Source organism: Chryseobacterium sp. RLHN22 (genome assembly GCF_051011795.1).
Classification (GTDB): domain Bacteria; phylum Bacteroidota; class Bacteroidia; order Flavobacteriales; family Weeksellaceae; genus Chryseobacterium; species Chryseobacterium zhengzhouense.
Map to the genome: position 1 here is coordinate 1 of NZ_JBPCHW010000025.1, position 23483 is coordinate 23483.

Sequence of the window (23483 nt, forward strand, 5' to 3'; positions counted from 1 at the left end):
AAATAAAACAATACATCACTTATTACAACAACGACAGAATACGATTAAATCTAAATGGAAAGAGCCCGGTACAGTACCGAACTCTTTTCTTTAATAATTTTGTCTAAACTTTTGGGTGCAGTCTACTCCGAGCCGGAATTTTTTTCATCATTGTTTTCAACCAGAATAACTGTATAGCAAGTTCTTTATTGTTGCTGTCTATATGAAGGGATGTTTTGCAACAAATCCTTTCTTATAAGAACAGTATCAGTATTATCAACTCTGAAAGCCTCAGGATTTTTTTCAAAAAGTAATTTTTTGTAATCATTCTTCTGAAACTGATAGACATCTTTAATGCTTTTATTTTTCTCGAAAATAATATCAGTAACATAATGTATTGTGGAAGTACTGTCGAATCTGTTTAGCATTTCTGCAATGTTTTCCTGATTTTCTGCAACAGCGTTTGGAGTCGGATTTAATTTTCCTGATGCCGAATTTGAAGTTATGCTTTCAATTACTGTGTTATCCTGACTTTCAGTTGTATTGGGAATGGCTGGTTCACTCGGTTTTTCATAAAACATGGTGTAAAATACAATTGCTCCGCCGATTAAAAGTACATTTAAAACTGCAGAAATAATTTTAAAAACATCAGGTTTACTTTTTTCAGGTTCATTATCATCTTCAGGAATAAGTCGGCTAAGCGGCACAGATGAAACAGTTCTGGTTGTAGAAAAGGAAGAAACATCACTTATAGAGTCTAATTTGCTTTTTTCATTTAAAAAATCCTTTTCTAATTGACTATATGAGTAATTTATATCATTAAGCCCCTTTTCAGAACTCAGTTTGCTGATTAATTCATCATATTTTCTTAAAAAAGTCTGATAAAGATTGTTTAAAGCTTTAAGATTGCGGTCTGACTCTTCAATTATTTTACTGTTTGCAGAATGTTTTTGTTCGTTATGTTCGATTTTCTTTTTAAAATTTTCAAATTCTTTTCTTCCATTCTCTTCATGCTTTAGCCTTTTGTTTTTTAAATAGAGAATTGCATCTTCAACTTTCTGTACCCTTTCTTCCTGCAATTTTTCTATTTCCCGGTCTAAGCCATTTTTATCGATTAGCCTGAACAGCCTTTTTTGAGATACAAATTCTGCAATTTCCTTACTGTCAATAAAATATACCGTATCGTATTTAGGAAGTATTGATAAAGATTTTCTGAATAAATCCTGAATAGAATTCGTATCTAATTTATCTGTTTTAATAACCAGACTATACCCGGAGTTGTCCCAGTCTAAAAAATCAATTTTATGGGTTTGATACTCTAATTTTTCAAAATCTTTCGAAAATATATCCTGAAGGTTAAAATCCTTTGAATGATTGATGTTCAGTACAAAACCGTCACCACTCACATTATTGTTTTTAAGATTAATATGAATTTCGTGAAGTGAGCTTAAAATTAAATTTTCAGGAAGAATTTCATTTGTAAAAACCAGGCTCGTTCCAATGAATGTTCCGCTTCGATTAGAGTTTTTCTCTTTTGCAAAAGTGTAAACAGAGTAGGATAGAAGAATGTTATTTTGTGCCGATTCTTTTCTGATTGAGTAAATACGGTCATTGGGTGATAATAATTGAATTGCATCTGATTTTAAATCAAATTTTTTCAGTACTTTTTCCAAACTTTTATTTCCGTAGATACAGGACTGCGTAAATCCATTGGGTGTGCCAAAGGTTGCATATCCGAATACATTGATGTTCTTCATTATTTAGAAAAGCTAAATTTTATTTTTTCCCAAAATGTACCTTCGTAATCCAGATCATAGCCTGCGATATTGTAATAGAGCCATTTGGCAATTACTTCAGCCGAATCGAGGTTTAGTAAAGTAATCTTTTCCATTCCACCCTGATTTTGTACGTTTCCTATGGTAAAATACGTTTTGCTTAAGTTATAAGTGTCGATTCTGTTGTTGGTCATGCTGAGTCTTTCGCTAATGAAATTTTCTAAATGTTGCTCATTATCAACACCCATATTCCCGGATTTATCCCACTTTGAGATCACCAAAAGTACATTTACATTTTTCAGGTTTTTACCCTTTCTTTCCAGATAATCTAAAAACTCAACGATCTTTGAATCTTCGTGATGTGCTCTGTCATAACTCGTTACAATAATGAAATTCAAAGGGATATCTGAGTTGAGGTAGGCTTCAATACCGTCTACATATTTTCCTCCACGAGAAATTTCGTTGTGATTTTCGCCTGCTGTTTCCAGAAATGATAAACTTACGGGAGGAACTTTTACAGATTTATTGTTGGGGTCAAAAACAAAATCTAATCGTGTTACCTGATCTCTTGTTGTTCTGTTAGGAAGAATTCCTTTTTTTATGTTTTCAAAAAAATCGGCGAGTAGAACGTGAGCTTCACGGGAATTCGGACTTCCTAATTTTGGACGTAAAACACCCGCAAAAGAATTTAAGTAATATAAAATTGCCGATAGAATTACAGATTTTCCGGATGCTGAAGTTCCGTAAAAAAACACAAAATTGCTGTCTTTATTTTTTACGGTGGTAGTAGTTCCGCTTGAGGTCGGTACAAATCCGTCATCTTCTATCTCATTATTGATATAAATATTTTCGTCAGTAATTATTTCATTATTTGAAGTATTGAAATCCTCAAATTTTTTAAAATCATTTTCACGGTCATAATCATCAAATGAAAAAGGTCTGTCTTTATTTATCATGGCAATTATCTGTTAGGGATTAATGTTGTTCCTTTTTTTCTGTTACCTAAAACGCTGTTGTTCGCCTTATTGTCGGAATTTGTAACCAATAAAATAATAATCACAATGACAAAATCTAGCAAAATACAACCTGCAAGAACTACAAACTGATACATTCCAAAGTTTTTAATAGCGTGTTCAAATGCATATCCTATTTTACCGACATCCTGTGTTTTTGAAATCAGCGGCTCGAATTTGAATCTGTCTTCTCCTAAAATATTATTTGCTCTGCTTCCCAATTTGTTGTAATCGGTTAAAGCATTATCAATAAGGGTTTGCGCCAAAACATCTTTCTCTTTTTTAGGTAATAACAGAAATTCCTGAACTCTTTTATTCCATTTTAAAACAGAATTGTTAATATCTGATTTTAAATTTCTTTCATCTGGAGATAAATCCATTACCATATTGTCGATTTGACTTCCCATTCTTTGGGCTAAATCATCATAATCATTACCAACTGGTGTAAGTAAATCGACTTTCTGTCCGGTCATTTTTTCAATATCTCTAATTAACGCTTGTGCTCTTGAGCCAATTCCCTGATTAGCCGGGTCAATAATCTGCGCCATCAGTTGCTTTTTCTTGATTTCAATATTTCGTGCAGTTTCTTTTGGATACTTATAATTTAATTTGGCTTCAATATTATTTTCCAGCTTATTAAAATCTTCATTAATAGTTCTAAGTTCGTTGGTGTAAATATCGGTACGCATAAATCTTGTATAAAGAGCATTAAAGTTTGCTATAAAACAGAATGCTGCAATGAAAATGTAGATTCCTACCAAACTTCCTGTAGATTTGCCTTCTAGTTTTGCCGCTCTGAGCATCCAGCAAAGAAATAAAAGAAGCAAAGAAAGCACAAGTGCAATGACAAATGAAGCATTTCCGAAAATTTGCTCAAGTCCGAGCCAGGTCTGGTAAAAACTTACACTGATTAATAATATGGCAAGCACGCCTAAAAAAAGATCTGATGCTGCTAAAGAAGAATTTTTACTCATGGTTTATTGTGTATAATATGTTTTAAATTTTGTTCAAAACTACAGTTGCTTTACCGTATTTTTTTACGGAAAACCGTAAAAGCATAAAATGTATTCAGAAAAAATTATCTTTACACAAATTAAAACCCAATGGAAAATTATTTAGATATCAACAGGAAATCCTGGAATGCTAAAGTAGAACCACATCTGAAATCTGACTTTTATTTTGTAGATGAATTTTTAAAAGGCAGGACCTCATTAAACTCAATAGAGCTTGAACTTTTAGGAGATATAGAAGGAAAAACAATTTTACATTTGCAATGTCATTTTGGTCAGGATTCTATTTCGCTTTCGAGAATGGGAGCGAAAGTTATCGGAATAGATTTATCAGACAAAGCGATTGAAGCTGCAAAAGATCTGGCTAAAGAATGCGGTACCGATACAGAATTCATCTGCTCTGATGTATATGAACTTCCGAATATTTTAAGCCAAAAATTTGATATTGTTTTTACAAGCTACGGAACGATTGGCTGGCTTCCCGATCTTGAAAAATGGGCAAGTGTCATTAATCATTTTCTGAAGCCGGATGGGAAATTCATTATGGCAGAATTTCATCCTGTAGTATGGATGTTTGATGATGATTTTAAAGATGTAGCTTACAATTATTTTAATGAGAAACCAATTACAGAAACGTATGAAGGGACCTATGCGGACTTTTCTGCAGAGCTGGTTCAGGAATATGTAATGTGGAATCATTCTTTATCGGAAGTAATGCAAAATCTGATTAATAAAGAATTGGTTATAGAACAGTTTCATGAGTTTGATTGGTCACCTTACCCTTGCTTTAAGCATATTGAAGAATTTGAAAAAGGAAAATGGAGAATAAAGAGATTTGGTAATAAAATGCCAATGGTTTACTCTATAGCAGCACAAAAAAAGTCATCTTAAGATGACTTTATTTGTATATGAATGTTATAATTTTTAAATATTAGATGCTGAATCTTCAACTTTGGATTTTGCTTCGTCAAATTTGCTTTGAGCCTGGGAAGCAACTTCATTGGCTTTATCTTTCAAATCATTTCCCCATTTGTTCAAATTCTCTTTTGCAGAATTGATTTTGTCTTTTACAGCTTGCTGCTGTTCCGGTGTAGATTTTTTATACTTCCAGTACGCTAATGCGCCTAATCCTAACAAAGCTAATAATCCGTTTGTCTTATTTCCCATGATTTCTATTTTTTAAAGTTAAATATTAAAATTTTGTTATTAATAGTTATGTAAATTGTGTGCCAAAAAAAATATGGGAATAATAAAATAATGTTAAAATTATTCGAAAGTTTTAAAATGTTTTCCGTCAAAACTTGCAAAAACCATGGTTGGATAAGAATCCTGATGATAAATGTTTGCATTTTTATCAATTGCAATAGCTCCTGCAAAACCATCGATTGTTTTTAGTTCAGCAAAGGTTTTGTCAAAAGCATCTTTCAAACTCATCCCGTCGGTAACACGGGTTACTATTTTCGCTGCAGTAGCATTGCTTACAATATCTTCACCCACTCCGGTGCAGCTTACTGCGCAGAATTCATTGGCATAATTTCCGGCAACTGTCGCAGAATCTGAAATTCTTCCAGGAATTTCAAAACCTTTTCCGCCGGTAGAAGTAGCAACGGCTAGCTTCCCGTTTTGGTCGATCGCAACGCAGCCTACAGTACCTTTCCCTCCGTTTTTAAGCTTAGCTTCATATTCTTTTCTTCTCTGAGGAATTTCAGTAGAGAAATTTTCAAATCCGTTATTGTTGGCATAAATTTTAGCACCGTTTCCGTCTAAAACTCTGTCATCTTCTTTCATCAGTTCCTTTGCCACAAAAATCGGGTTTTTCACATCCTGAATATTGATGACGCCACTCATTTTCTGGGTTTCGCCATCCATCAGAGCTGCACTCATACGGATGATTCCATCGCTTTGAATTTGAGAACCAATTCCTGCATTGTACAATTCGTCATCTTCCAAAAGCGAAACGGCATAAGCAACGGCATCCACTGCCGAATGAGTTTCCAAATAACGATAAGCTTTTTCAGCAATATTTTTTAAAGAATTCTGTTTGGCAACTTTTACTTCGTGGCTTTGGTCGCTTTCAGAGAAAAAACCACCATGGATTATTATTTTCATTCGAATTATTTAGATTTAAATATATAAAAAAAGTGAAGAAAAACTTCACTTTGTATTTTATGTCTGTGGAATAGGATTGAACTGGGAATTTTCTATCGTGAGTGTTCTCGTCTTTAAATCATAATGATCGTTCATCGACATCACATGTACCGTTAAATTATCGATAGAAATCGGCTCGCCCAGATTAATATTTGTAAGATTCGTATCTTTTATAAATCTTCCGTCGACGATGATTACCAAACCAGATCCTACAGCGGTCATTACATCATTATGAATGAAAAGCCCGGTATCTTCACCTAAACCGATTCCTAAAGTTCTCGGATTGTTTACTACTGCCTGAAATAGTCTTCCGATTCTTCCTCTTTGTACGAAATGCGTATCAACAATAACGTTGTCGATTAGGCCCAAACCTTGTGTTGTTTTAATTTCACCTTTCAGCAATGCTTCAGAGCTACTTCCCTGATAGATCATATTTTCAGAAGCTGCAGCCGCTCCGGCCGATGTTCCGGAGTAAATAAAATCCTGCTCCTGATATTTTAGCAAGATGGTATCATGAAATCTTGTTCCGCCCAAAATAGATGTTAACCGTAATTGATCTCCCCCCGTAAACATCACAACATCAGCTGCGTTTGCCCTTGCAACAATAGCATCCGAATTGGCTTCTTCACGATTATGAATATCAAGAATATTCACATTTTTAGCTCCCAAAAATTCGAAAGCTTTTTTATATTCTGCACCAACGATTTGTGGGATTTGTGACGCCGTCGTTACCACTTCGATGATTGAATTTTCTTTATGTTTAGATTCAGTAATGATTTTTCTTAAAATTCCTCTTTCAAAAAAATTCAGATTTTTTTCAACATTCTGATCGTAATCGGTTTCTGTAAAACTGCCTTTGTTAACAGCTCCTCCGATAATAATTAATTTTCCAACAGGTTTCATAGCCTGCAAATTTAAAAAATAATAAATTGTTAATGAAATGTAAAGTCTTTTTTAACGTACTGATAGTGATTTTTAATCAGTTACCATGTTTGTGTTTTTTTAATAAATCTTTAATAACAGTATGGTTTTGTTTATGGTTTTGCATTATCTTTGATTTAGAAAGATGTTTTTATTAATATATCTAAACGATGAAATTTTAAATTTTTTTAATACAAATTATAGTTGTTAAAATTTATGATTTCACTTAACAAATTGGAAAAAAATTAAGTACCTGCATATGAAAATTGAGAAAATACAGGCTTTACGCGGTCCGAATATTTGGAGTATAAGAAGAAAGAAGCTGATACAAATGCGCTTGGATCTCGAAGAATTGGAAAATTTCCCTACCAATAAAATTGAAGGTTTTCGTGAAAGAATCGAACAATTAATTCCCTCACTGATCACACATCGATGTTCTGAAGGAACAATAGGTGGTTTTTTTCATAGAGTAGAAACCGGCACCTGGATGGGACATGTAATTGAGCATATTGCTTTAGAAATTCAGACTTTAGCGGGAATGGATACAGGATTCGGAAGGACCCGTGAGACAAAAACTCCCGGAGTGTACAATGTTGTTTTTGATTATATTGAAGAAAATGCAGGTATTTATGCCGCTGAACAGGCTGTGGAAATTGCAATTGCTCTCATTGAAAATAAAGAATATGACATCAACGCATGTATTCAAAAATTAAAGGAAATCAGAGAACGTGTAAGACTTGGTCCATCAACGGGAAGTATTGTTGAGGAAGCAGTTTCAAGAAAAATTCCGTGGATCAGATTAGGAAGCAATTCATTAGTACAATTAGGTTACGGAGTTAATCAGCAGAGGTTTCAGGCAACCATTACAGGGAATACAAGTTCGATTGCTGTAGATATTGCCTGCAACAAAGAATTAACGAAAAAAATGCTTCACGATTCGGCGATCCCTGTTCCGATAGGTGATTTGGTTGTAGATCAGGAAGATTTGCAGCATGTTATTAAAAAAATAGGTTATCCTATTGTTCTGAAACCTTTGGACGGAAATCATGGTAAAGGTTCTTCTATCAATGTTAATGATTGGGATTCTACTGTAGTTGGTTTAGAACATGCTCAAAAATATTCAAGAAAAGTAATTGTTGAAAAATATATTACCGGGTATGACTTCAGAGTTTTGGTCATCAATAATAAAATGGTGGCTGCAGCAAGAAGGGTTCCAGCTCATGTTGTAGGTGACGGTGAATCTAATCTTGAAAAGCTTATTGAAAAAGAAAATAAAGATCCGAGAAGAGGGTATGGTCATGAAAATGTTTTAACGGAAATTAATGTTGATAAAGATACTTTAGAATTACTCGAAAAGTTACAATATACTTTAGAAACTGTTCCTCAGAAAGGCGAAGTAGTCTATTTAAAATCAACCGCAAATCTTTCGACAGGTGGAACTTCCATTGATGTGACAGACATGGTTCATCCCGAAAACATCACAATGGCAGAAAGGATTTCCAAAATCATAGGATTGGATGTCTGCGGAATTGATATTATGGCAGAAAACCTGACTCAGCCTCTAAAAGAAAGCGGCGGAGCAATCATTGAAGTGAATGCCGCTCCGGGTTTCAGAATGCATTTGGCTCCGAGTGAAGGTCTTCCTAGAAACGTTGCTGCTCCTGTTGTTGATATGCTTTATCCGCAAGGAAAGCCTTTTACGATTCCGATTATTGCTGTTACAGGAACTAACGGTAAAACAACGACAACAAGATTAATTTCACATATTGTAAAAAATAATGGCTATAGAGTAGGATTTACAACTTCCGATGGAATTTATATTCAGAATACGATGTTGACAAAGGGTGACACAACCGGTCCGATTTCGGCTGAATTTATTCTGAAAGATCCTACTGTAGAATTTGCCGTTTTAGAAACTGCAAGAGGTGGAATCCTACGTTCAGGACTCGGTTTCGGACAATGTGATATTGGAGTTTTAACCAATATTAAAGAAGACCATTTAGGAATGAATGACATTCATACACTGAAAGATTTGACGAGGGTAAAAAGAGTCGTTCTGGATAGCGTAAAGAAAAACGGATGGAGCGTGATGAATGCAGATGACGAATATTCGATGCGTATAATCAACGATTTACCGAGCCAGGTTGCTATTTTCAGTTTGGATGAAAATAACGAATACATCAAAAAATTCGCAAAAGAAGGTCGTACAACCTGCGTTTATGAAGAAGGTTTCGTAACGATAAAAAAAGGTGACTGGAAAATAAGAATCGGTAAGGCAAAAGATTTCCCGATTACAATGGAAGGTAAGGCAAAATTCATGATTGCAAATGTTTTGGCAGCAAGTTTGGCTTGTTATCTTTATGGTTTCGGGATTGAAGATATTTCAAATTCGCTTCGTACATTTATTCCGAGTGCGCAGCTGACTCCGGGAAGACTGAATGTTTTTAAATTTAAAAACTTTAAGGTTTTAATTGATTTTGCGCACAATCCTGCAGGTTATGAAGCTATTGAAGATTATCTGAAAAACGTAGAATCTACAAAGAAAATCGGGATTATTTCCGGTGTTGGAGACCGAAGAGATGAAGATATTAAACTTTGTGGAAAAATTGCCGGAAGAATGTTTGATTACATCATCATCCGAAACGAAAAACATCTTCGCGGAAGAACAGAAGACGAAATAAACGGCTTAATTATCGACGGAATCAACCAATCTGGAAGAGAAGTAAGCTACGAAATTATTCCTAAAGAAATCGAAGCCTTGAAACATGCCATCAGTATGGCAGAAGAAGGAACTTTTATTACCGCTTTGAGTGATGTAATTTCTAATGCAATTGATCTTGTTCAGGAATATCAGACGAGAGAATTGCTTGAGGATGATAGGATTTAGAATATTTATATTATAATTTAAAGCGGCAAAAAAATATTTTTTTGCCGCTTTTTTATTTCATTAAGGTGAATATTGAGTAACCACTTTTTGTATCAGCTCTTTGTTTTTTTTATAAATACTATACTTTTTAGAAAGATTACCCATTTTATCTACTTCGTTTTCATAATATAAAACTGAATCAGGCATATATTGTTTGGGGGTTGAGTAAATATCTATTTTTGATTCAATGTATATGGGAAAACCATTGGTGTCAAGTTTACTTTTTGTAATAGTTTTATATTTTGGAAAAGTAAATTTTTCGCTCTCACTAATTTCATATTTATCTAATTTGTAAGTAATTGTTCGTTCATGTAAAACAAGATCATCAGAAATTTTAATACTTTCCACCAACTCATCTTTATCGTTGTAGAAAAAAAATATTTTTAGATAAACTTTATTATTAGAATCAAAATATGAGAGTTGTTTTGAAGATTTAGCGTACTTATACTTTATAATTTGTGTGAATTTTTCACTTAGCTGATTGTCTTTGAAATAGTTTTTTTCTTCTGAAATTCTGTTTTCATTATCTAAAATATAATCTAAACCTATTAAAGAAGTTCCATTATTCATATCCTTATCTAAAGTTACTTTTATAGTTTTTGAATTTTTATCAAAATAGTATCTTTCGCTCAATTCTAATTTGTCTTTTTGTTTGGTGTAAATTTCTTTTGAAATTCCACCATCATTAATAAATTTGGTTATATCAAAATCAGGAACATGATACTGTCCATAAAATAAATTACTAGCTAATATGGACAATGTTAATATGGATTTCATTAGTTTCATTATTCTCCAAAAAAAGCATGAGAACTTCCAATCCAAATAGCATCTTTTTTATTAAAGTCAACATTTACCATTGCTGCTTTGGTCATTCTTGATAGGTTTTGTAACAAAACGGGTCTTTCTTCATTCTCTTTCCAGATGTAAAGCAAACGGATTTCAGCTCTCGAAAAATCTCCGTTGATATCTTCAAAAATAGGTTCGTAATTGACTTTTCTCTGCAGGATATAATTTTCTTTATCAGAGATCGCATCAGTAATTTCTTTGGTCGGATTCAAATTCACACCGCTACCTGCGAATGAAAATAAAGGTTTTAAAACAAAATTTTCCAAGATTTCATCTTCAGGAAATTCATGTAAAAAATAACTTTTTGGTACAAATTCGTGCTTTAATAATGGCAATAGATATTTTGAAATTTTAAAGAACCAATTAGGATGCGTAATCCATTTTACATCAACTTCTTCACGGAAATTAAATTCAGTTTTAAGATCGGGGATTCTATCCAGCTCGTCAAAGATCACACGATTGTAAATTCTTTTAATTTCAGTTAATTTTCCGTTATTTTCGTAAAATAATTTTCTGCCTTCTTTCTTTACTTTAGTCAGGCAAACGGTTTTTATGCCTAAAAATTTTTCAGTTAGAGCAAAATCGATAGCCGTTTTTTGTTTTTCAGGATAAATTTCAAGTAGAACTACATTTTCAGGCTTTTCTTTTCCCACAACCAATTCATATAGATGTTTCTGATAATCTTCCTGCGAAATTTTATTTTTAAGCTCTTTCAAAAACGGATAAACTTCGCAAAAAAGATCTTCATACGTATTCTGAAAAGCGTACAATGATGGAAATGCTTGTAATTCTATCAGTTGTGGCTCAATTTTACCGTTTTCGCTTTTGCAGATCCCAAAATCGATGGTGAAAAAATGAGGCTGCTTTGTATCATTGGGAACTTTACAGTTTTCGGGAATTGATTTTTCGAGAATTCCTTCCGGTAAATTTTTAATTTGATCGATAATACTTTCGCTTGCGGAAAGTAATTTTTCTTTGAATTCCTTAGTTAAAAATATCGGGCTTTCAGAAAGCCTGAATTTCGGTTCGATACCGCTTTTTTCCTTCAACAAAGAGTTGATGTGCTCGTACTTTTCCTGAGAAAATTCTTCGTTGAACTGTTTTCTGTATTTTGGGATCATATTTTTTTCTATTGTGATTTAAAAAATCGAGCAATATTGCTCGATTTTAATTGTTTTTATTTGAATTTATTTTAAGCTGTCGCTTTATTTCCTTTCAAAATATTCTTCTTTGCATCGCTTAAAAAACGAGGTAAGATCTGAGACTGTGTAAGAACGATTTTGTCTTCATCATTGATTCTGTCTACGGTTTCAAGATATTTTTCCATACCGTAGTTTTCAATCATGGCTTCTTTGTTTTTCTCGTCTTTCAGGTTTTCAATCATTCCGTCAGGATTTGCTTCGGGATGAAACTGAGTTCCGAAAATTTCATCGGAAAAGCGAACTGCCATAATCGCTCTTTCCAGATTGATATGCGGACGGAATTTTTCGATCGCCACAATTTTCATCCCTAGTTCTTCAAAACGCTCAACATTCGGCTCTATAAACTGGTAAGCTCTCGAATCTACTGCATAAAAAGGATCGGGTAAGTTTGTAAATAAAAATTCCTTTTCACCCTCCTCTGTTTTGTGAACCGGCTGTACACCAAAAGAATAGGATTTTCTCTTACAGATATTTCCTAAATCCCAATGAATGCTTGCCAATTGAAAAGAGTGACAGATCAGAAATAGATATTTTTTAGACTCACTATGTTTGTTGTGCTCATAAACTGCATCTAAAAAATCGGCAAATTTCTGCTCCCATTCAAGACCTTCACGATGCGGATTTCCCGGACCGCCGGATGAAATAAAGATGTCAAAATCTTCAATATTCGGAATTTCGTTCTTATGTCTTACATCAAAACTCGTAATGGTAATATCTTCTTCCGACTGCTTTTGGAAATTTTCAGAGATTTCTTTAATGTTTTTAAATCCCTGATTTACCTGATTATTGTTCATGTCCAGCAAAGCAATTCTTACATTGTTCATAACTTCATAATTTCTGCAAAGTTATGAAAATATTATGAAGCAGATACTCCGTGAGTAATGCCGTATTCGGTTTCAGATATCATATAATCAACAACTTTCGTAAGGTCTCCGGTTTCTTTAAACACAGCTAACTGGCGGTCTGCACCCGTTCCGTTTTCTAAAATCGTCCATGCATATTCTACCTCTTTTCTACATCCTAATTCGTCTACAACATCGTCGATAAATTCTAAAAGTTCTTTTAAAAGATCAGGATAAGGAACCGATTCTTCTTTACCAAAATCGATCAGCTTAGAATGAATTCCGTCTTTGGAAGCGCGCCATTTGTTTTCATTTAATAAAAGTCTTCTGTAACTTCTGAAACTTAAATTCTGCTGATGCAATTTGTAAATTTTAGCCACCAAACTCTGCATAATTGCAGCCAAGCACACTGTTTCTTCAATTCGTAAAGGCATATCGCAGATTCGGAATTCAATCGTTGGATAAAAAGGGTGAACTCTTAAATCCCACCAGATCTTTTTGGCGTTGTCTATGGTTCCTGTTTTAACTAAAAGATCAACATAACTGTCGAATTCAGCCAACGAATTAAAGAAACTCGGAATACCGGTTCGTGGGAATTTTACAAAAATTTCCTGTCTGTAAGATTTAAAACCTGTACTTCTCCCGATCCAGAAAGGTGAATTGGTCGATAAAGCATAAACGTGCGGAAGAAAATAGCGCATTACATTCTGAATTCTCACCCCTTCTTCACGGTTTGGAATTCCGATATGAACATGCAGTCCGAAAATAAGGTTTCCACGGGCAACATCGCCCATGTCGTCTACAATTTTATTGTAACGCTCACCGTTTGTGATTGTATTGTGTTCCCAGTTTGAAAATGGGTGAGTTCCTCCTCCCGAGACACGCAATCCCTGCTCATGAGCAGTATTAATAAGGTGACGTCTAAGATTTGTAAGCTCTGCTTTTGCTTCCTGGATATTCTGGCAGATTCCTGTTTCCATTTCAATCATGGATTCGTGCATTTCGTGCTTTAAATTTTCACTTAAAACCGCTTTTCCGCCTTCAATGATTTTAGATACATGAGAGATGAGATCGCGGCTTTCGACATCGATAATCTGATACTCTTCTTCGATTCCTATAGTAAACTGATGCATTTTTTTTTCTGTGTTTTTTATGTTTTATTTCACTGAATCTTTTACGAAAGTTCCCCAGGAAATGTTTGGTTTTCCCGGAACGTATTCTTTTGCTTTTTCAATAGCCAATTTTGCTGCATGCTCTACAATCCATGCGAAATTTTCTTCACCTACAGAGTTTCTGTCTGCATCCGGAGCTGGATTGCAGAAATCAATCGCATAAGGAATTCCGTCTCTTACGGCAAATTCCACAGTATTGAAATCATAACCTAAAGCTTTGTTCATTTTGATGGTATAATCATGAATTGTTTTTAATAGTTTTTCTAATTCTGCACCTTGTGTCTGATGAGTGGTTGCATACCTTAAATGATGCGCATTTCTCGGTTCATAAGGCATAATGTGAACATATTTCTGACCTAAACAATATACCCTGTAATAATCCTGAAAAACTATTTCTTCCTGGACCATCATCACCAATTGCTCGGTTTCGCTCAGTTTATCCCAAAGATCCTGTGGATTCTCAACTCTGTAAACGCTTTTCCAGCCGCCACCATCATGAGGCTTCATATAAGCCGGAAATCCTACATAATTAAAAATATAATCCCAATCGTGAGGAAATTTCAGGTTTCTGAAAGATGTTTCGGTAGTATCTGTAGGTCTTTCATGTGAAGGAAGTAAAACTGTTTTAGGTAAAGGAATTCCAAGTTTTGTCATCAAAGCGTTGTTGAAGAATTTTTCGTCTGCGCTCCACCAGAAAGGATTGTTGATTACATAAGTTCCGTTCAGGGCTGCATTTTTCAGATAAGCTCTGTAAAAAGGTACATCCTGAGAGATTCTGTCGATAATCACTGCATAACCGTAGTCTGCTCCCTGCTCCAATTTGTCTATATTTACTGCTTCAGCGATGATTTCACCACCTCCAAGTTCATTTACTTTATCGATAAACGCCCATGGAAATGTATCTTCCATCCCGAATAAAATTCCTACTTTTTTTGCCATAATTTTTGTTTTATTTTTTTAATGTTAATATTTGAGTTTTTTAAAAGAATGTGCCGATATAAGTTGGAAATGTCATTCTCCACAGTGGCCAGTCATGATTGATCCATTTTTTTTCGTCATACCAGAAATCGATCCCTTTTGAGGCTAAAATCTCTGCCATTTCTACATTTTTGTCTTTACATATATCTTCATCAGAAGTGCTTAGAACGATATGCATGTGTTTGTATTTCCAGGCTTCATCATTCCTTACAAATTCTCTGGGACAGTTGAAATAAACAAGCTCATCAGAATATCCGTCCATAAAATTTCTTATGCTGAATGCTCCTGAAAGACAAAACAAATGAGAAATGACATCCGGAAACCTGAATGCAAAATTTGCAGCATGATATCCTCCGAAACTTGCTCCGGCAATAGCGACACGATGAGTCTGGTGCAGTCTCTGAATGTACGGAACAAATTCCTGTATTAAAAATTGTACATATTTTTCATAGTTTCTGATTCTTTGTTGTGGAGAGATTTTTTCGTCGTAAAAGCTCCACGTATCAATGGTCTGAATGTTATATAATTTTACTTTTCCCTGTTCAACGAAGTAATTTATGCTGCTGTTCAGGTGAAAATCGTGATTTTGAGTATATAAACCCTGTGAAGTAGGGAACATGATGATCGGATATCCGTAATGACCTGTAACTTCTACTTTAAGGCTCATTCCTAATATATGAGAATAGTAATCTGTATGTTCTATTTGTGGCATATTTATAATTTATAGTTGATAAATGGTGAATGATCTACAGTGTGTTTTGATAATCCATTATCGATTATCATTTATCATTCATGTTAGCTGGAAGGTTTATCCTTCGGAGGAAGTACATTGAGCATTTCTGCGTGAATCTTTTCTGCTGCGTAATCAAGTCTCTCTTGAACAATAACGGAATCTTTTGATTTATAAACGATTCCCACATGATAATCGATCGGAAGAAATTTTACAACTTCTTCACACTCAAAATCTTTATAATTTGGAGTAAGATCTTTTATTAAAGCAACGATTAGCCCGGAATAATATCCTGTAGGTTTTGAAACCTCATAATGAGTTCCTTTTAGTAATGCATCTTCAATTTTTGCCCATTCACGCCATATATTAATGTTGCTTGAAGCTTCCACTAAATCAGGAATATGTGCGCCTCCGACCCTGGAAGAAGTTTCCAGAAAATACCATTTCCCGTCTTCTTTTCCACGGATGAATTCGGTGTGAGTAGCCCCGTTTATCAATCCGAAATTAGACAGGACTTTTGCGTTGGCTTCTTCCAAAGCTTTAAACTCTTCGGAATATCTTCCCAAAGTTTTGGTACGGAAAACGCCACCTTCATGAGAAACCTGCATTGGTGGAGCTAGATATTTTGAAGCCGAAGTAAAAACAATTTCTTTATTAAATGTTAAGCTATCAACATGATAAACATCGCCTGGTTTAAAGCTTTCTAAAAGGAATAAATGCCTTTCTTCTCCCAATTTTTCAAGGGCTTCCCAAAGTTCTTCCTGGGTTTTCAGTTTTTTGATTCCGGAAGCTGAAGCTTCTGAGCGTGGCTTTAAAACCCAAGGAGCAGGAACTTTTTCAGTAAAATCTTTTACTTCCTGATCATTAAACACAGCACTGAATTCAGGAACATTGATGCCCGAATCTTTTGCTTTTTGTCGCATAGCCAGTTTATCTCTGAAATAACGGTGCGTCGTTTGTCCCATCCCGGGAATACGGAATGTTTCACGAATTAATGCAGCTTTTTCTACATCGTAATCGTCCAGAGCAATCACTGCATCTACTTTTCGGGTTTTCATGAGGTGAGAAAATCCCTGGATGAGGTGGTCGAGATTCCATACCGAAGGTTTAATTTCCGGCATATAGAAAACTTCGTCGACAGCGTGCCATGGCCAGTTCTTTTCTTTTAAATTTTCCGATGTTACGAGGATGATTTTATTGCCGAGTTTTTTCATCTCGTCCATAAAATCGTAACCTTTATAATAGCACGAAATACATACGATGGTTTTCTCCTTCATATAATGATTTTTAATTTTTATTAAATTATAAAAAATAAAAGGTTATGATTGTTGATTATTTAATACTAAAAATTGATAACCTTTGTGCTTTTGAAAATTGCTAATCAAGTATAAGAAGAAAATCTCTAAAAAACTAATTTTTAATGATAATTTTCGATTAAATCGGCTAATAATTGTACACCAAATCCGGTTGCAGCTTTTTCTTTTGCGTATCCCACATTTCCGAATGCAACTCCCGCAATATCAAGATGTGCCCAGTTTGGGTGGTTTCCGATGAATTGTTCCAAAAATTTAGCCGCAATAATACAATCGCCAATCGGTTTCATCGAAATGTTTTTAAAGTCTGCCACATCAGATTTGAAATCATCAAGCCAAACATCCCAAAGCGGTAAATTCCATAATCTCTGATTGGTTTTATCGCCGGTTTTTATTAAAAGATTTTTCAAATCTTCATTATTAGAAAACATGGCTCCGCAAGTGTCACCAAACATTCTCACGGAGCTTCCTGTAAGTGTTGCGAGATCAATCAGAACATCTGTTTTGTAATTTTTTGAAAGATAAGATAATCCGTCTGCAAGTGTCATTCTGCCTTCTGCATCGGTATTGAGAACTTCAATTGTTTTTCCGTTATAAGCAGTAATTACATCGCTTGGTAAATAGGCGTTTTCAGAAATTGCATTGTCGGTGATTGGTAAAATAGCGGTAATGTTAACGGGAAGTTGCATTTGCGATGCGTAAATAAGTGCTCCAAGAACCGCAGTTGCACCTCCCATGTCAGATTTCATGTAATGCATATTGTCTGAAGGTTTCAGGGAAATTCCTCCCGTATCAAACAAAACACATTTTCCTACGAGTCCGAAAGTTTTTGCATTTTTTACCGTGGTTTTATATTCTAAAATGGTAAAAGCAGCATCATAAGCACTTCCTTGGTTGACCGACAGAAAAGCTCCCAAACCAAGTTCTTCACATTTTTTTCTGTTTAAAGCGGTGTATTTTAACTGATTTTTTTTGGCTAAATTTTTCAGATATGCATTGATGGCTTCAGGTCTTTTTAGATTTGCCGGTTTATTAAGCCAATCCATACAGGCGGTTTGACCTTCACAGATAGCCACAATTTTTGTTGAAATTGTTTCTAATTTTTTAGGGCTTAAATTCCCGAAATGAAGTTCGAAAGACTCGTTCCAGAAAGGATGGGTTTTATCAAACGGGTAGTTGTAGGTTCCTAAAAGAAGGCCTTTTGCAAATTCTTCAAACTGATTTTCATGAATAAAATCTGCAATCAACAGAGTAGCAACAGTCTGGATGTTTTTTTTCTGGGTCTGGGAAAATTTAATTCCGATCTGCTGAAATTCAAAATTCTGAGAAGCTTCTTTCCCAAGACCTATATAATAAGTAATGGTTTCTTCGGTGGTTTCGATGAAAATTTCGTGCTTTTTTCCGGAGAAAAGAAGTGAAATATTTTTATTGAAATTTTTATGGTTTAAAGTCCAGGATTCTTCTGTAAATAACTGAAAAACCTGAGCGTATTGTTTATTTTTTTTATTGAATATTTTCATTGTTGAAAATTGTATTAATTCGTAATGTCTTCCTGATGTGGGGTTACTTCAACAGGGTTTTCGGTGTTGTTGTAAAAAAGCCATTCAATAGCTCTCGGGAATTCCTGAGACCAGTAAAATTCGCTGTGCGCTCCATCCGGATTGATGCTGGTTTTAAATTCAAAATCAAAAAGGTTCTTTTTTTCCCATCGTCTCAGATAATTTTCAAAAACCTGAATTCTTTTCACCATTTTAGAACCTTCCTGTTCACCTCCGTAAAGATAGATTTTAGTTTTAAAAGGAACTCTGAAGTTCATCATCGGGAAATTATTATTCGGCTCTACCCAAAGCGAGGGTGAAAAAATTAATAATTTAGAATACACTTCGGGATAAAGAAAACCGCTGTAAATACTGATAAGAGCACCTAAAGAGCTTCCGCCAATTCCTGTATTATCTCTGTCTTTTTTTGTACGATAATGCTCATCCACAAATGGTTTTAAAGTATCTGTAATGAATCTGATGTATTTTTTGCCTTCTGAACCATTGGCTACATTATCATTATCGAAAATGTATTCTTTTATGCGGTCTTCACTTCCGTGTTCTATAGCAATTACAATAAGATCTCCGCGACCGTATTCTGCAAGAATGGATAGTTTTTTATCGATTTCCCAGTTTCCGTAAGGGCTCCCTTCGTTGAAAAGATTTTGAGCGTCCTGTAGATAGAGAACAGGATAATTTTTATCTGAAATGTAATAATCATGGGGCAGAAGTGCCCAAACTTTTCGGTAACGTTCGAGCTGTGGAATGTAAAATTCTTCTGAAATAACTTCTACGATAGGAAAAAATTCATCTTTGAAAGGTCCCCAGTTTAATCTCCATTTTTCGACAAAATCTTTTGTGAGTTTTAAAGATTTTTTAGCATTTCTATTTGGAGTTATGCTTCCGTATTTGTCTAATTCTACGTTTTCCCAGCCGCCTTTTGTAAACTTGTATTCTATTTCATCAGACAGAAGCTGATCGTCTATTTCAATGCAGTATGTATTTTCAGTGGTTAACTGAAGCTGGAAATTATAATCTTTAGGATTCCATTTATTGAAGTTTCCTGTGATGAATATTGGTCTGTTGTCTGTTTCTGATGTGCTCAGTGTAAATTTCATTGTGTTTTATCGGGCATTTTAAGCTTTTAAATTTAAGAAAAATCTTTTTAAAGATGTTGTTTAAAAATAATAAAATTTATGGTGTAACAGAGTTAAAATTCATATATTTGATAGTCATCGTTATTCAGTAAATAAAATAATAGCGAATGAATTAGACCGAAAAACCAAGTATGATGAATTTTGTAAAAACCTATACACTTTTTACGGAACACGATGTGTACCTTTTCAAGGAAGGAAAACATTACAGGCTCTACGAAAAGTTTGGGTCTCACTCTGTTGAGAAAGACGGATTAAAGGGGGTGTATTTTTCGGTTTGGGCTCCGAATGCCAAAAAAGTTTCTGTCATCGGAAACTTTAATAACTGGAATCATCGTGAGCATATTCTTTTTCCCAGATGGGATCAGTCCGGGATTTGGGAAGGTTTTATTCCTGCACTTTCCTGGGGTACGCTTTATAAATATGCTATTGAAACTTATCAGGGACACATTTTAGAAAAAAGTGATCCTTATGCATTAAGCTGGGAGCAGAATTTGCAGGCTGCATCTATGGTTTCTACCAATTGGTACGAATGGGAAGATCAGGAATGGCTCGAAAAACGCTGGCAAAAAAACAGTCTTGAATCACCAATTTCTGTTTACGAAATCCATTTAGGTTCTTGGATGCGAAATGCAGATAATCCCGAAAAATTTCTTAATTATAGAGACATTGCCAAAAAATTGGTTCCCTATGTGAAAGAAATGGGTTTTACCCATGTGGAATTTATGCCGGTGATGGAATATCCTTACGATCCGAGTTGGGGATATCAGATTACAGGTTTTTATGCAGCAACCTCACGTTTTGGCTCTCCACAGGATTTAATGTTTCTGATTAATGAACTTCACAAAAACGATATTGGTGTAATTTTAGATTGGGTTCCTTCACATTTTCCAGGTGATGCAAACGGATTACATCGTTTTGACGGCTCTTATTTATACGAACATGAAGATCCTCGAAAAGGTTTTCATCCCGATTGGAAATCCTATATTTTTAATTATGGAAGGAATGAAGTGAAATCTTTTTTGATTTCAAATGCTGTATTTTGGCTCGACCGTTATCATGCAGACGGACTTCGTGTGGATGCGGTCACGTCGATGCTTCATCTTGATTATTCAAGAAACGAAGGGGAGTGGGAGCCGAATATTTATGGTGAGAATGTAAATCTTGAAGCCAAAACTTTTCTTCAGGAATTTAATACGGCTGTTTACAAAGAATTTGGTAACAATATCATGACAATTGCCGAAGAAAGTTCAGACTTTCCAAAATTGACAAAGCCAGTTCATGACGGTGGTGTCGGGTTCGGAATGAAATGGATGATGGGCTGGATGCACGATACTTTATTTTATTTTAAAGAAGATCCTATCGCCCGAAAACATCATCATCACAAACTTACTTTTGCATCGATGTACATGTATAATGAAAATTACATGATGCCTTTGTCTCATGACGAAGTTGTACACGGAAAAGCGAGCCTGATTTATAAAATGAAAGGAGATGAATGGCAGAAATTTGCCAATCTCAGAGCATTATATGTTTATATGTATACGCATCCCGGAGCGAAATTATTGTTTATGGGAGATGAGTTTGGACAAACTAATGAATGGAATTTTAAGCAAAGCTTAGATTGGCATTTGTTGCAATATCCGGTTCATCAAGGTTTGCAGAATCTAGTGAAAGATTTAAATTATTTATATAAAAATGAAACCGCCTTTTACGAAAATCAGTTTAAACCGGAAGGTTTTGAATGGGTTGAAGCCAATGATGAAGCCAATTCAGTCTATATTTATTTAAGAAAAGGGAAAAAACGGGGAGATGTTTTCATGGTGATTTTAAATCTGACTCCAAGAGTAATTGATTATAAAGTTGGTGTAAATGCAGGAGCGCATTGGGAAGTTGTTCTCAATTCTGATGATGAAAAATATAGCGGAAGCGGACTAGAAGCCCATATTTTCCGAGAAGATCATGACGAATGGATGAATCGACCGAGATCAATGAGCTTAAATCTTCCTGCACTTTCGGGTATTGTTTTAAAACAGAAAAAAGATAAAAAGTATAAATTAAACAGGATTAAACAACACAAAAAATGACAATATTTCACCTCAGTACAGAATGTTATCCCGTAGCCAAAGTTGGCGGTCTGGCGGATGTAGTCGGTGCATTACCGAAATATCAGAATAAAATAAAAGATGTTGATGCTAAAGTAGTAATGCCTTGGTACAACAAACATTTTGTATATGATTACGATTTTGAAGTAGTTTTTGACGGCTTTATTCATCAAGGATCAAATATGCTTCAGGTTCAGGTTCTAAAAGAAAGAACAAATGTTTTGGGATTTGAACTGTATATGGTGAAAGTTCCGGGATTGCTTGATCGTGAAAATCCTTATGGATATCAGGATGAAAGCTTTCAGTTTTTGGCTTTTCAGCATGGAATCCTACATTGGCTTTCTGCAATGAAAATCCGTCCCGATGTGTTGCATTGTCATGATTATCATACAGGGCTGATTCCGTTTATGGTAGAAAACTGTTATGAATTTGAATTTCTAAAAGGGGTAAAAACGATCGGAACGATTCATAACGGAGAATATCAGGGAATGATGAGTTGGGATATGGTAAGTTATATGCCTGCTTTTGACCATTATAAATGGGGACTTTTAGACTGGAATGGTTTTATCAATCCTTTGGCAAGCATGATTAAATGCTGCCATGCTTTTACAACTGTTTCAGAAGGATACTTGGAAGAACTTTTTGTAAGCTTCAAAGGTCTGGAAAGTCTTGTGAGAGAAGAATTTTCAAAAGCGTACGGAATTATCAACGGTATTGATACCGATGTTTGGAATCCTGAAACCGACCCGATGATCGATTTTAATTTTAGCATTAAAAATGCATTAAAAATAAAAAAGAAAAATAAAGTGAAGCTTTACAAAGAATACGGTCTGAATCCTGAACTTCCACTATTTGCATTCATAGGAAGATTTGCAACAGAAAAAGGAGCAGATTTGCTACCTGATGTAATCTGGAGAAGCATAAAGCAAAGCTTTGGTGGTTTAAACATTATTGTTCTGGGATCAGGAAATGAATATGTGGAAAGACAAATGAAAGAATTAAATGCTGTCTACTCCAATTTTGCAACAGATATTGGGTATAAAGAACATTTATCTCATAAAATCTATGCTTCGGCAGATTTTTTGTTGATGCCTTCAAGAGTTGAACCTTGTGGTCTTAATCAGATGTACGCCATGCGATACGGAACAGTTCCTGTAGTGAGTTATACAGGCGGATTGAGAGATACGGTGAAAGATATTTCTACAGGTGGTTCCGGCTTAAATTTTACCTATCCCGGAGTTGACGATATTATTCACGCTATGAGTCGTGGCTTAAATATCTATAAAGACAAAGTTCAGATGGAAAATCTGGTGTTATCTAATATGAAATTTGATTTTGCGTGGGAGAAATCCGCAGAAAAATATATAGCTTTATATAATCAATAATATTACGTGTGAAAAAATGTTTGTTTCTGTTAAGTTTAGTATTTGTGATTTTGCCTTTGTGCTCTTTCGCTCAGGGTAACTTGGCTACCCGTCAGTCGGTTAGTATACAAAATCAAAACTTAAATCAGATGGCAAGGATGCAAAATACCCAATTTCTTTATAATGGCGTAATGCACAGTAAGTTTATTGTTTCAAAGCAAAGGCAAATTGATGTTTTTAAAAAACTGATTTCAAGAAACGATGCTAAAATTTATGAACTGGAAAATGAAATAAGTGTTTTAGAAAGTGAATCGGGAAATTTTGTTGACAAAGAAAAAAACGCAAAGAAACTAAAACGAAAAAGGTATTGGCTTGAGGGAGTAAGAAAAGAAAAACAAAAATTCCAGGATGAGATTTTTATATTAGAATCTCAAATGGGTTCTGAAAATAAATAATAAAAAAACAAA

Annotated in this window: 21 protein-coding genes; 6 read left to right on the forward strand and 15 right to left on the reverse strand. The window is 34.7% G+C overall.

What is annotated here, in order from left to right:
- The first annotated feature begins 14 nt into the window (after positions 1-14).
- The gene (locus ACR1PN_RS18120) at positions 15-107 is read left to right on the forward strand and encodes an IS3 family transposase (RefSeq protein ID WP_371868422.1); all 93 of its coding nucleotides are present in this window, start codon (positions 15-17) and stop codon (positions 105-107) included.
- 78 nt (positions 108-185) lie between these two features.
- Here the strand turns inward: ACR1PN_RS18120 and ACR1PN_RS18125 are convergent, their stop codons facing one another.
- From ACR1PN_RS18125 to ACR1PN_RS18135, 3 genes are read right to left on the reverse strand one after another with little or no spacing between them, the layout of a single operon-like run.
- Entirely contained in the window at positions 186-1736 is a 1551-nt protein-coding gene (locus ACR1PN_RS18125; RefSeq protein WP_433981171.1) for a hypothetical protein, read from the reverse strand.
- A complete protein-coding gene (locus ACR1PN_RS18130) occupies positions 1736-2710 on the reverse strand; it encodes a hypothetical protein (RefSeq protein WP_433981172.1) in 975 nt (324 codons plus the stop codon). The genes ACR1PN_RS18125 and ACR1PN_RS18130 overlap by 1 nt, the downstream gene beginning before the upstream one ends.
- Positions 2711-2715: 5 nt before the next feature.
- A complete protein-coding gene (locus tag ACR1PN_RS18135; protein ID WP_433981173.1) occupies positions 2716-3741 on the reverse strand; it encodes a hypothetical protein in 1026 nt (341 codons plus the stop codon).
- Between the two features lie 129 nt (positions 3742-3870).
- Between ACR1PN_RS18135 and ACR1PN_RS18140 the strand changes: the two genes are divergently transcribed.
- Positions 3871-4668, forward strand: a complete 798-nt coding sequence (locus tag ACR1PN_RS18140) for a class I SAM-dependent methyltransferase (RefSeq protein WP_433981174.1) — start codon at positions 3871-3873, stop codon at positions 4666-4668.
- Between the two features lie 33 nt (positions 4669-4701).
- On the opposite strand, the gene ACR1PN_RS18145 is transcribed toward ACR1PN_RS18140, so the two are convergent.
- From ACR1PN_RS18145 to ACR1PN_RS18155, 3 genes are all read right to left on the reverse strand, one after another.
- Complete coding sequence (locus ACR1PN_RS18145; RefSeq protein WP_433981175.1) at positions 4702-4944, reverse strand: YtxH domain-containing protein; 243 nt, start codon at positions 4942-4944, stop codon at positions 4702-4704.
- A gap of 99 nt (positions 4945-5043) precedes the next feature.
- On the reverse strand, positions 5044-5886 hold the full coding sequence (locus tag ACR1PN_RS18150) for an isoaspartyl peptidase/L-asparaginase (protein ID WP_433981176.1): 843 nt from the start codon (positions 5884-5886) through the stop codon (positions 5044-5046).
- Between the two features lie 57 nt (positions 5887-5943).
- Positions 5944-6828, reverse strand: coding sequence for a cyanophycinase (locus ACR1PN_RS18155; RefSeq protein ID WP_378178322.1), 885 nt, complete (start codon positions 6826-6828; stop codon positions 5944-5946).
- Between the two features lie 277 nt (positions 6829-7105).
- Between ACR1PN_RS18155 and cphA the strand changes: the two genes are divergently transcribed.
- A complete protein-coding gene (gene cphA / locus ACR1PN_RS18160) occupies positions 7106-9733 on the forward strand; it encodes a cyanophycin synthetase (RefSeq protein WP_433981177.1) in 2628 nt (875 codons plus the stop codon).
- A 60-nt stretch (positions 9734-9793) separates the two neighbouring features.
- Here cphA and ACR1PN_RS18165 read toward each other — a convergent pair whose 3' ends face one another.
- The 9 genes from ACR1PN_RS18165 to ACR1PN_RS18205 all read right to left on the reverse strand — a co-directional run bounded on the left by ACR1PN_RS18165 (position 9794) and on the right by ACR1PN_RS18205 (position 19511).
- Positions 9794-10549 (reverse strand): hypothetical protein, encoded by a 756-nt coding sequence (locus tag ACR1PN_RS18165; protein ID WP_433981178.1) that lies wholly within the window; start codon positions 10547-10549, stop codon positions 9794-9796.
- Between the two features lie 8 nt (positions 10550-10557).
- Positions 10558-11739: a hypothetical protein gene (locus tag ACR1PN_RS18170; RefSeq protein ID WP_433981179.1), complete on the reverse strand. Its 1182-nt coding sequence runs from the start codon at positions 11737-11739 to the stop codon at positions 10558-10560.
- A 71-nt stretch (positions 11740-11810) separates the two neighbouring features.
- Positions 11811-12644, reverse strand: a complete 834-nt coding sequence (locus ACR1PN_RS18175) for a type 1 glutamine amidotransferase (protein WP_433981180.1) — start codon at positions 12642-12644, stop codon at positions 11811-11813.
- A gap of 32 nt (positions 12645-12676) precedes the next feature.
- Positions 12677-13795, reverse strand: coding sequence for a carboxylate-amine ligase (locus ACR1PN_RS18180; protein WP_378178298.1), 1119 nt, complete (start codon positions 13793-13795; stop codon positions 12677-12679).
- 24 nt (positions 13796-13819) lie between these two features.
- Positions 13820-14773, reverse strand: coding sequence for an ATP-grasp domain-containing protein (locus ACR1PN_RS18185; protein ID WP_433981181.1), 954 nt, complete (start codon positions 14771-14773; stop codon positions 13820-13822).
- A gap of 40 nt (positions 14774-14813) precedes the next feature.
- Complete coding sequence (locus ACR1PN_RS18190; protein WP_433981182.1) at positions 14814-15524, reverse strand: alpha/beta hydrolase-fold protein; 711 nt, start codon at positions 15522-15524, stop codon at positions 14814-14816.
- An 83-nt stretch (positions 15525-15607) separates the two neighbouring features.
- Positions 15608-16819, reverse strand: a complete 1212-nt coding sequence (locus ACR1PN_RS18195; RefSeq protein WP_378178289.1) for an ATP-grasp domain-containing protein — start codon at positions 16817-16819, stop codon at positions 15608-15610.
- Positions 16820-16959: 140 nt separating this feature from the next.
- Complete coding sequence (locus ACR1PN_RS18200; RefSeq protein WP_433981183.1) at positions 16960-18375, reverse strand: leucyl aminopeptidase family protein; 1416 nt, start codon at positions 18373-18375, stop codon at positions 16960-16962.
- A 14-nt stretch (positions 18376-18389) separates the two neighbouring features.
- Positions 18390-19511 (reverse strand): alpha/beta hydrolase, encoded by a 1122-nt coding sequence (locus ACR1PN_RS18205; protein WP_433981184.1) that lies wholly within the window; start codon positions 19509-19511, stop codon positions 18390-18392.
- Positions 19512-19684: 173 nt separating this feature from the next.
- Between ACR1PN_RS18205 and glgB the strand changes: the two genes are divergently transcribed.
- The 3 genes from glgB (at position 19685) to ACR1PN_RS18220 (ending at position 23471) form a co-directional block, all read left to right on the forward strand.
- Positions 19685-21634 (forward strand): 1,4-alpha-glucan branching protein GlgB, encoded by a 1950-nt coding sequence (gene glgB, locus ACR1PN_RS18210; protein ID WP_433981197.1) that lies wholly within the window; start codon positions 19685-19687, stop codon positions 21632-21634.
- Entirely contained in the window at positions 21631-23037 is a 1407-nt protein-coding gene (locus tag ACR1PN_RS18215) for a glycogen synthase (RefSeq protein WP_433981185.1), read from the forward strand. The genes glgB and ACR1PN_RS18215 overlap by 4 nt, the downstream gene beginning before the upstream one ends.
- A 128-nt stretch (positions 23038-23165) precedes the next feature.
- Positions 23166-23471 carry a hypothetical protein gene (locus ACR1PN_RS18220; protein WP_433981186.1) on the forward strand — a complete coding sequence of 102 codons (306 nt, stop codon included), beginning with the start codon at positions 23166-23168 and terminating at the stop codon, positions 23469-23471.
- Positions 23472-23483 lie beyond the last annotated feature (12 nt).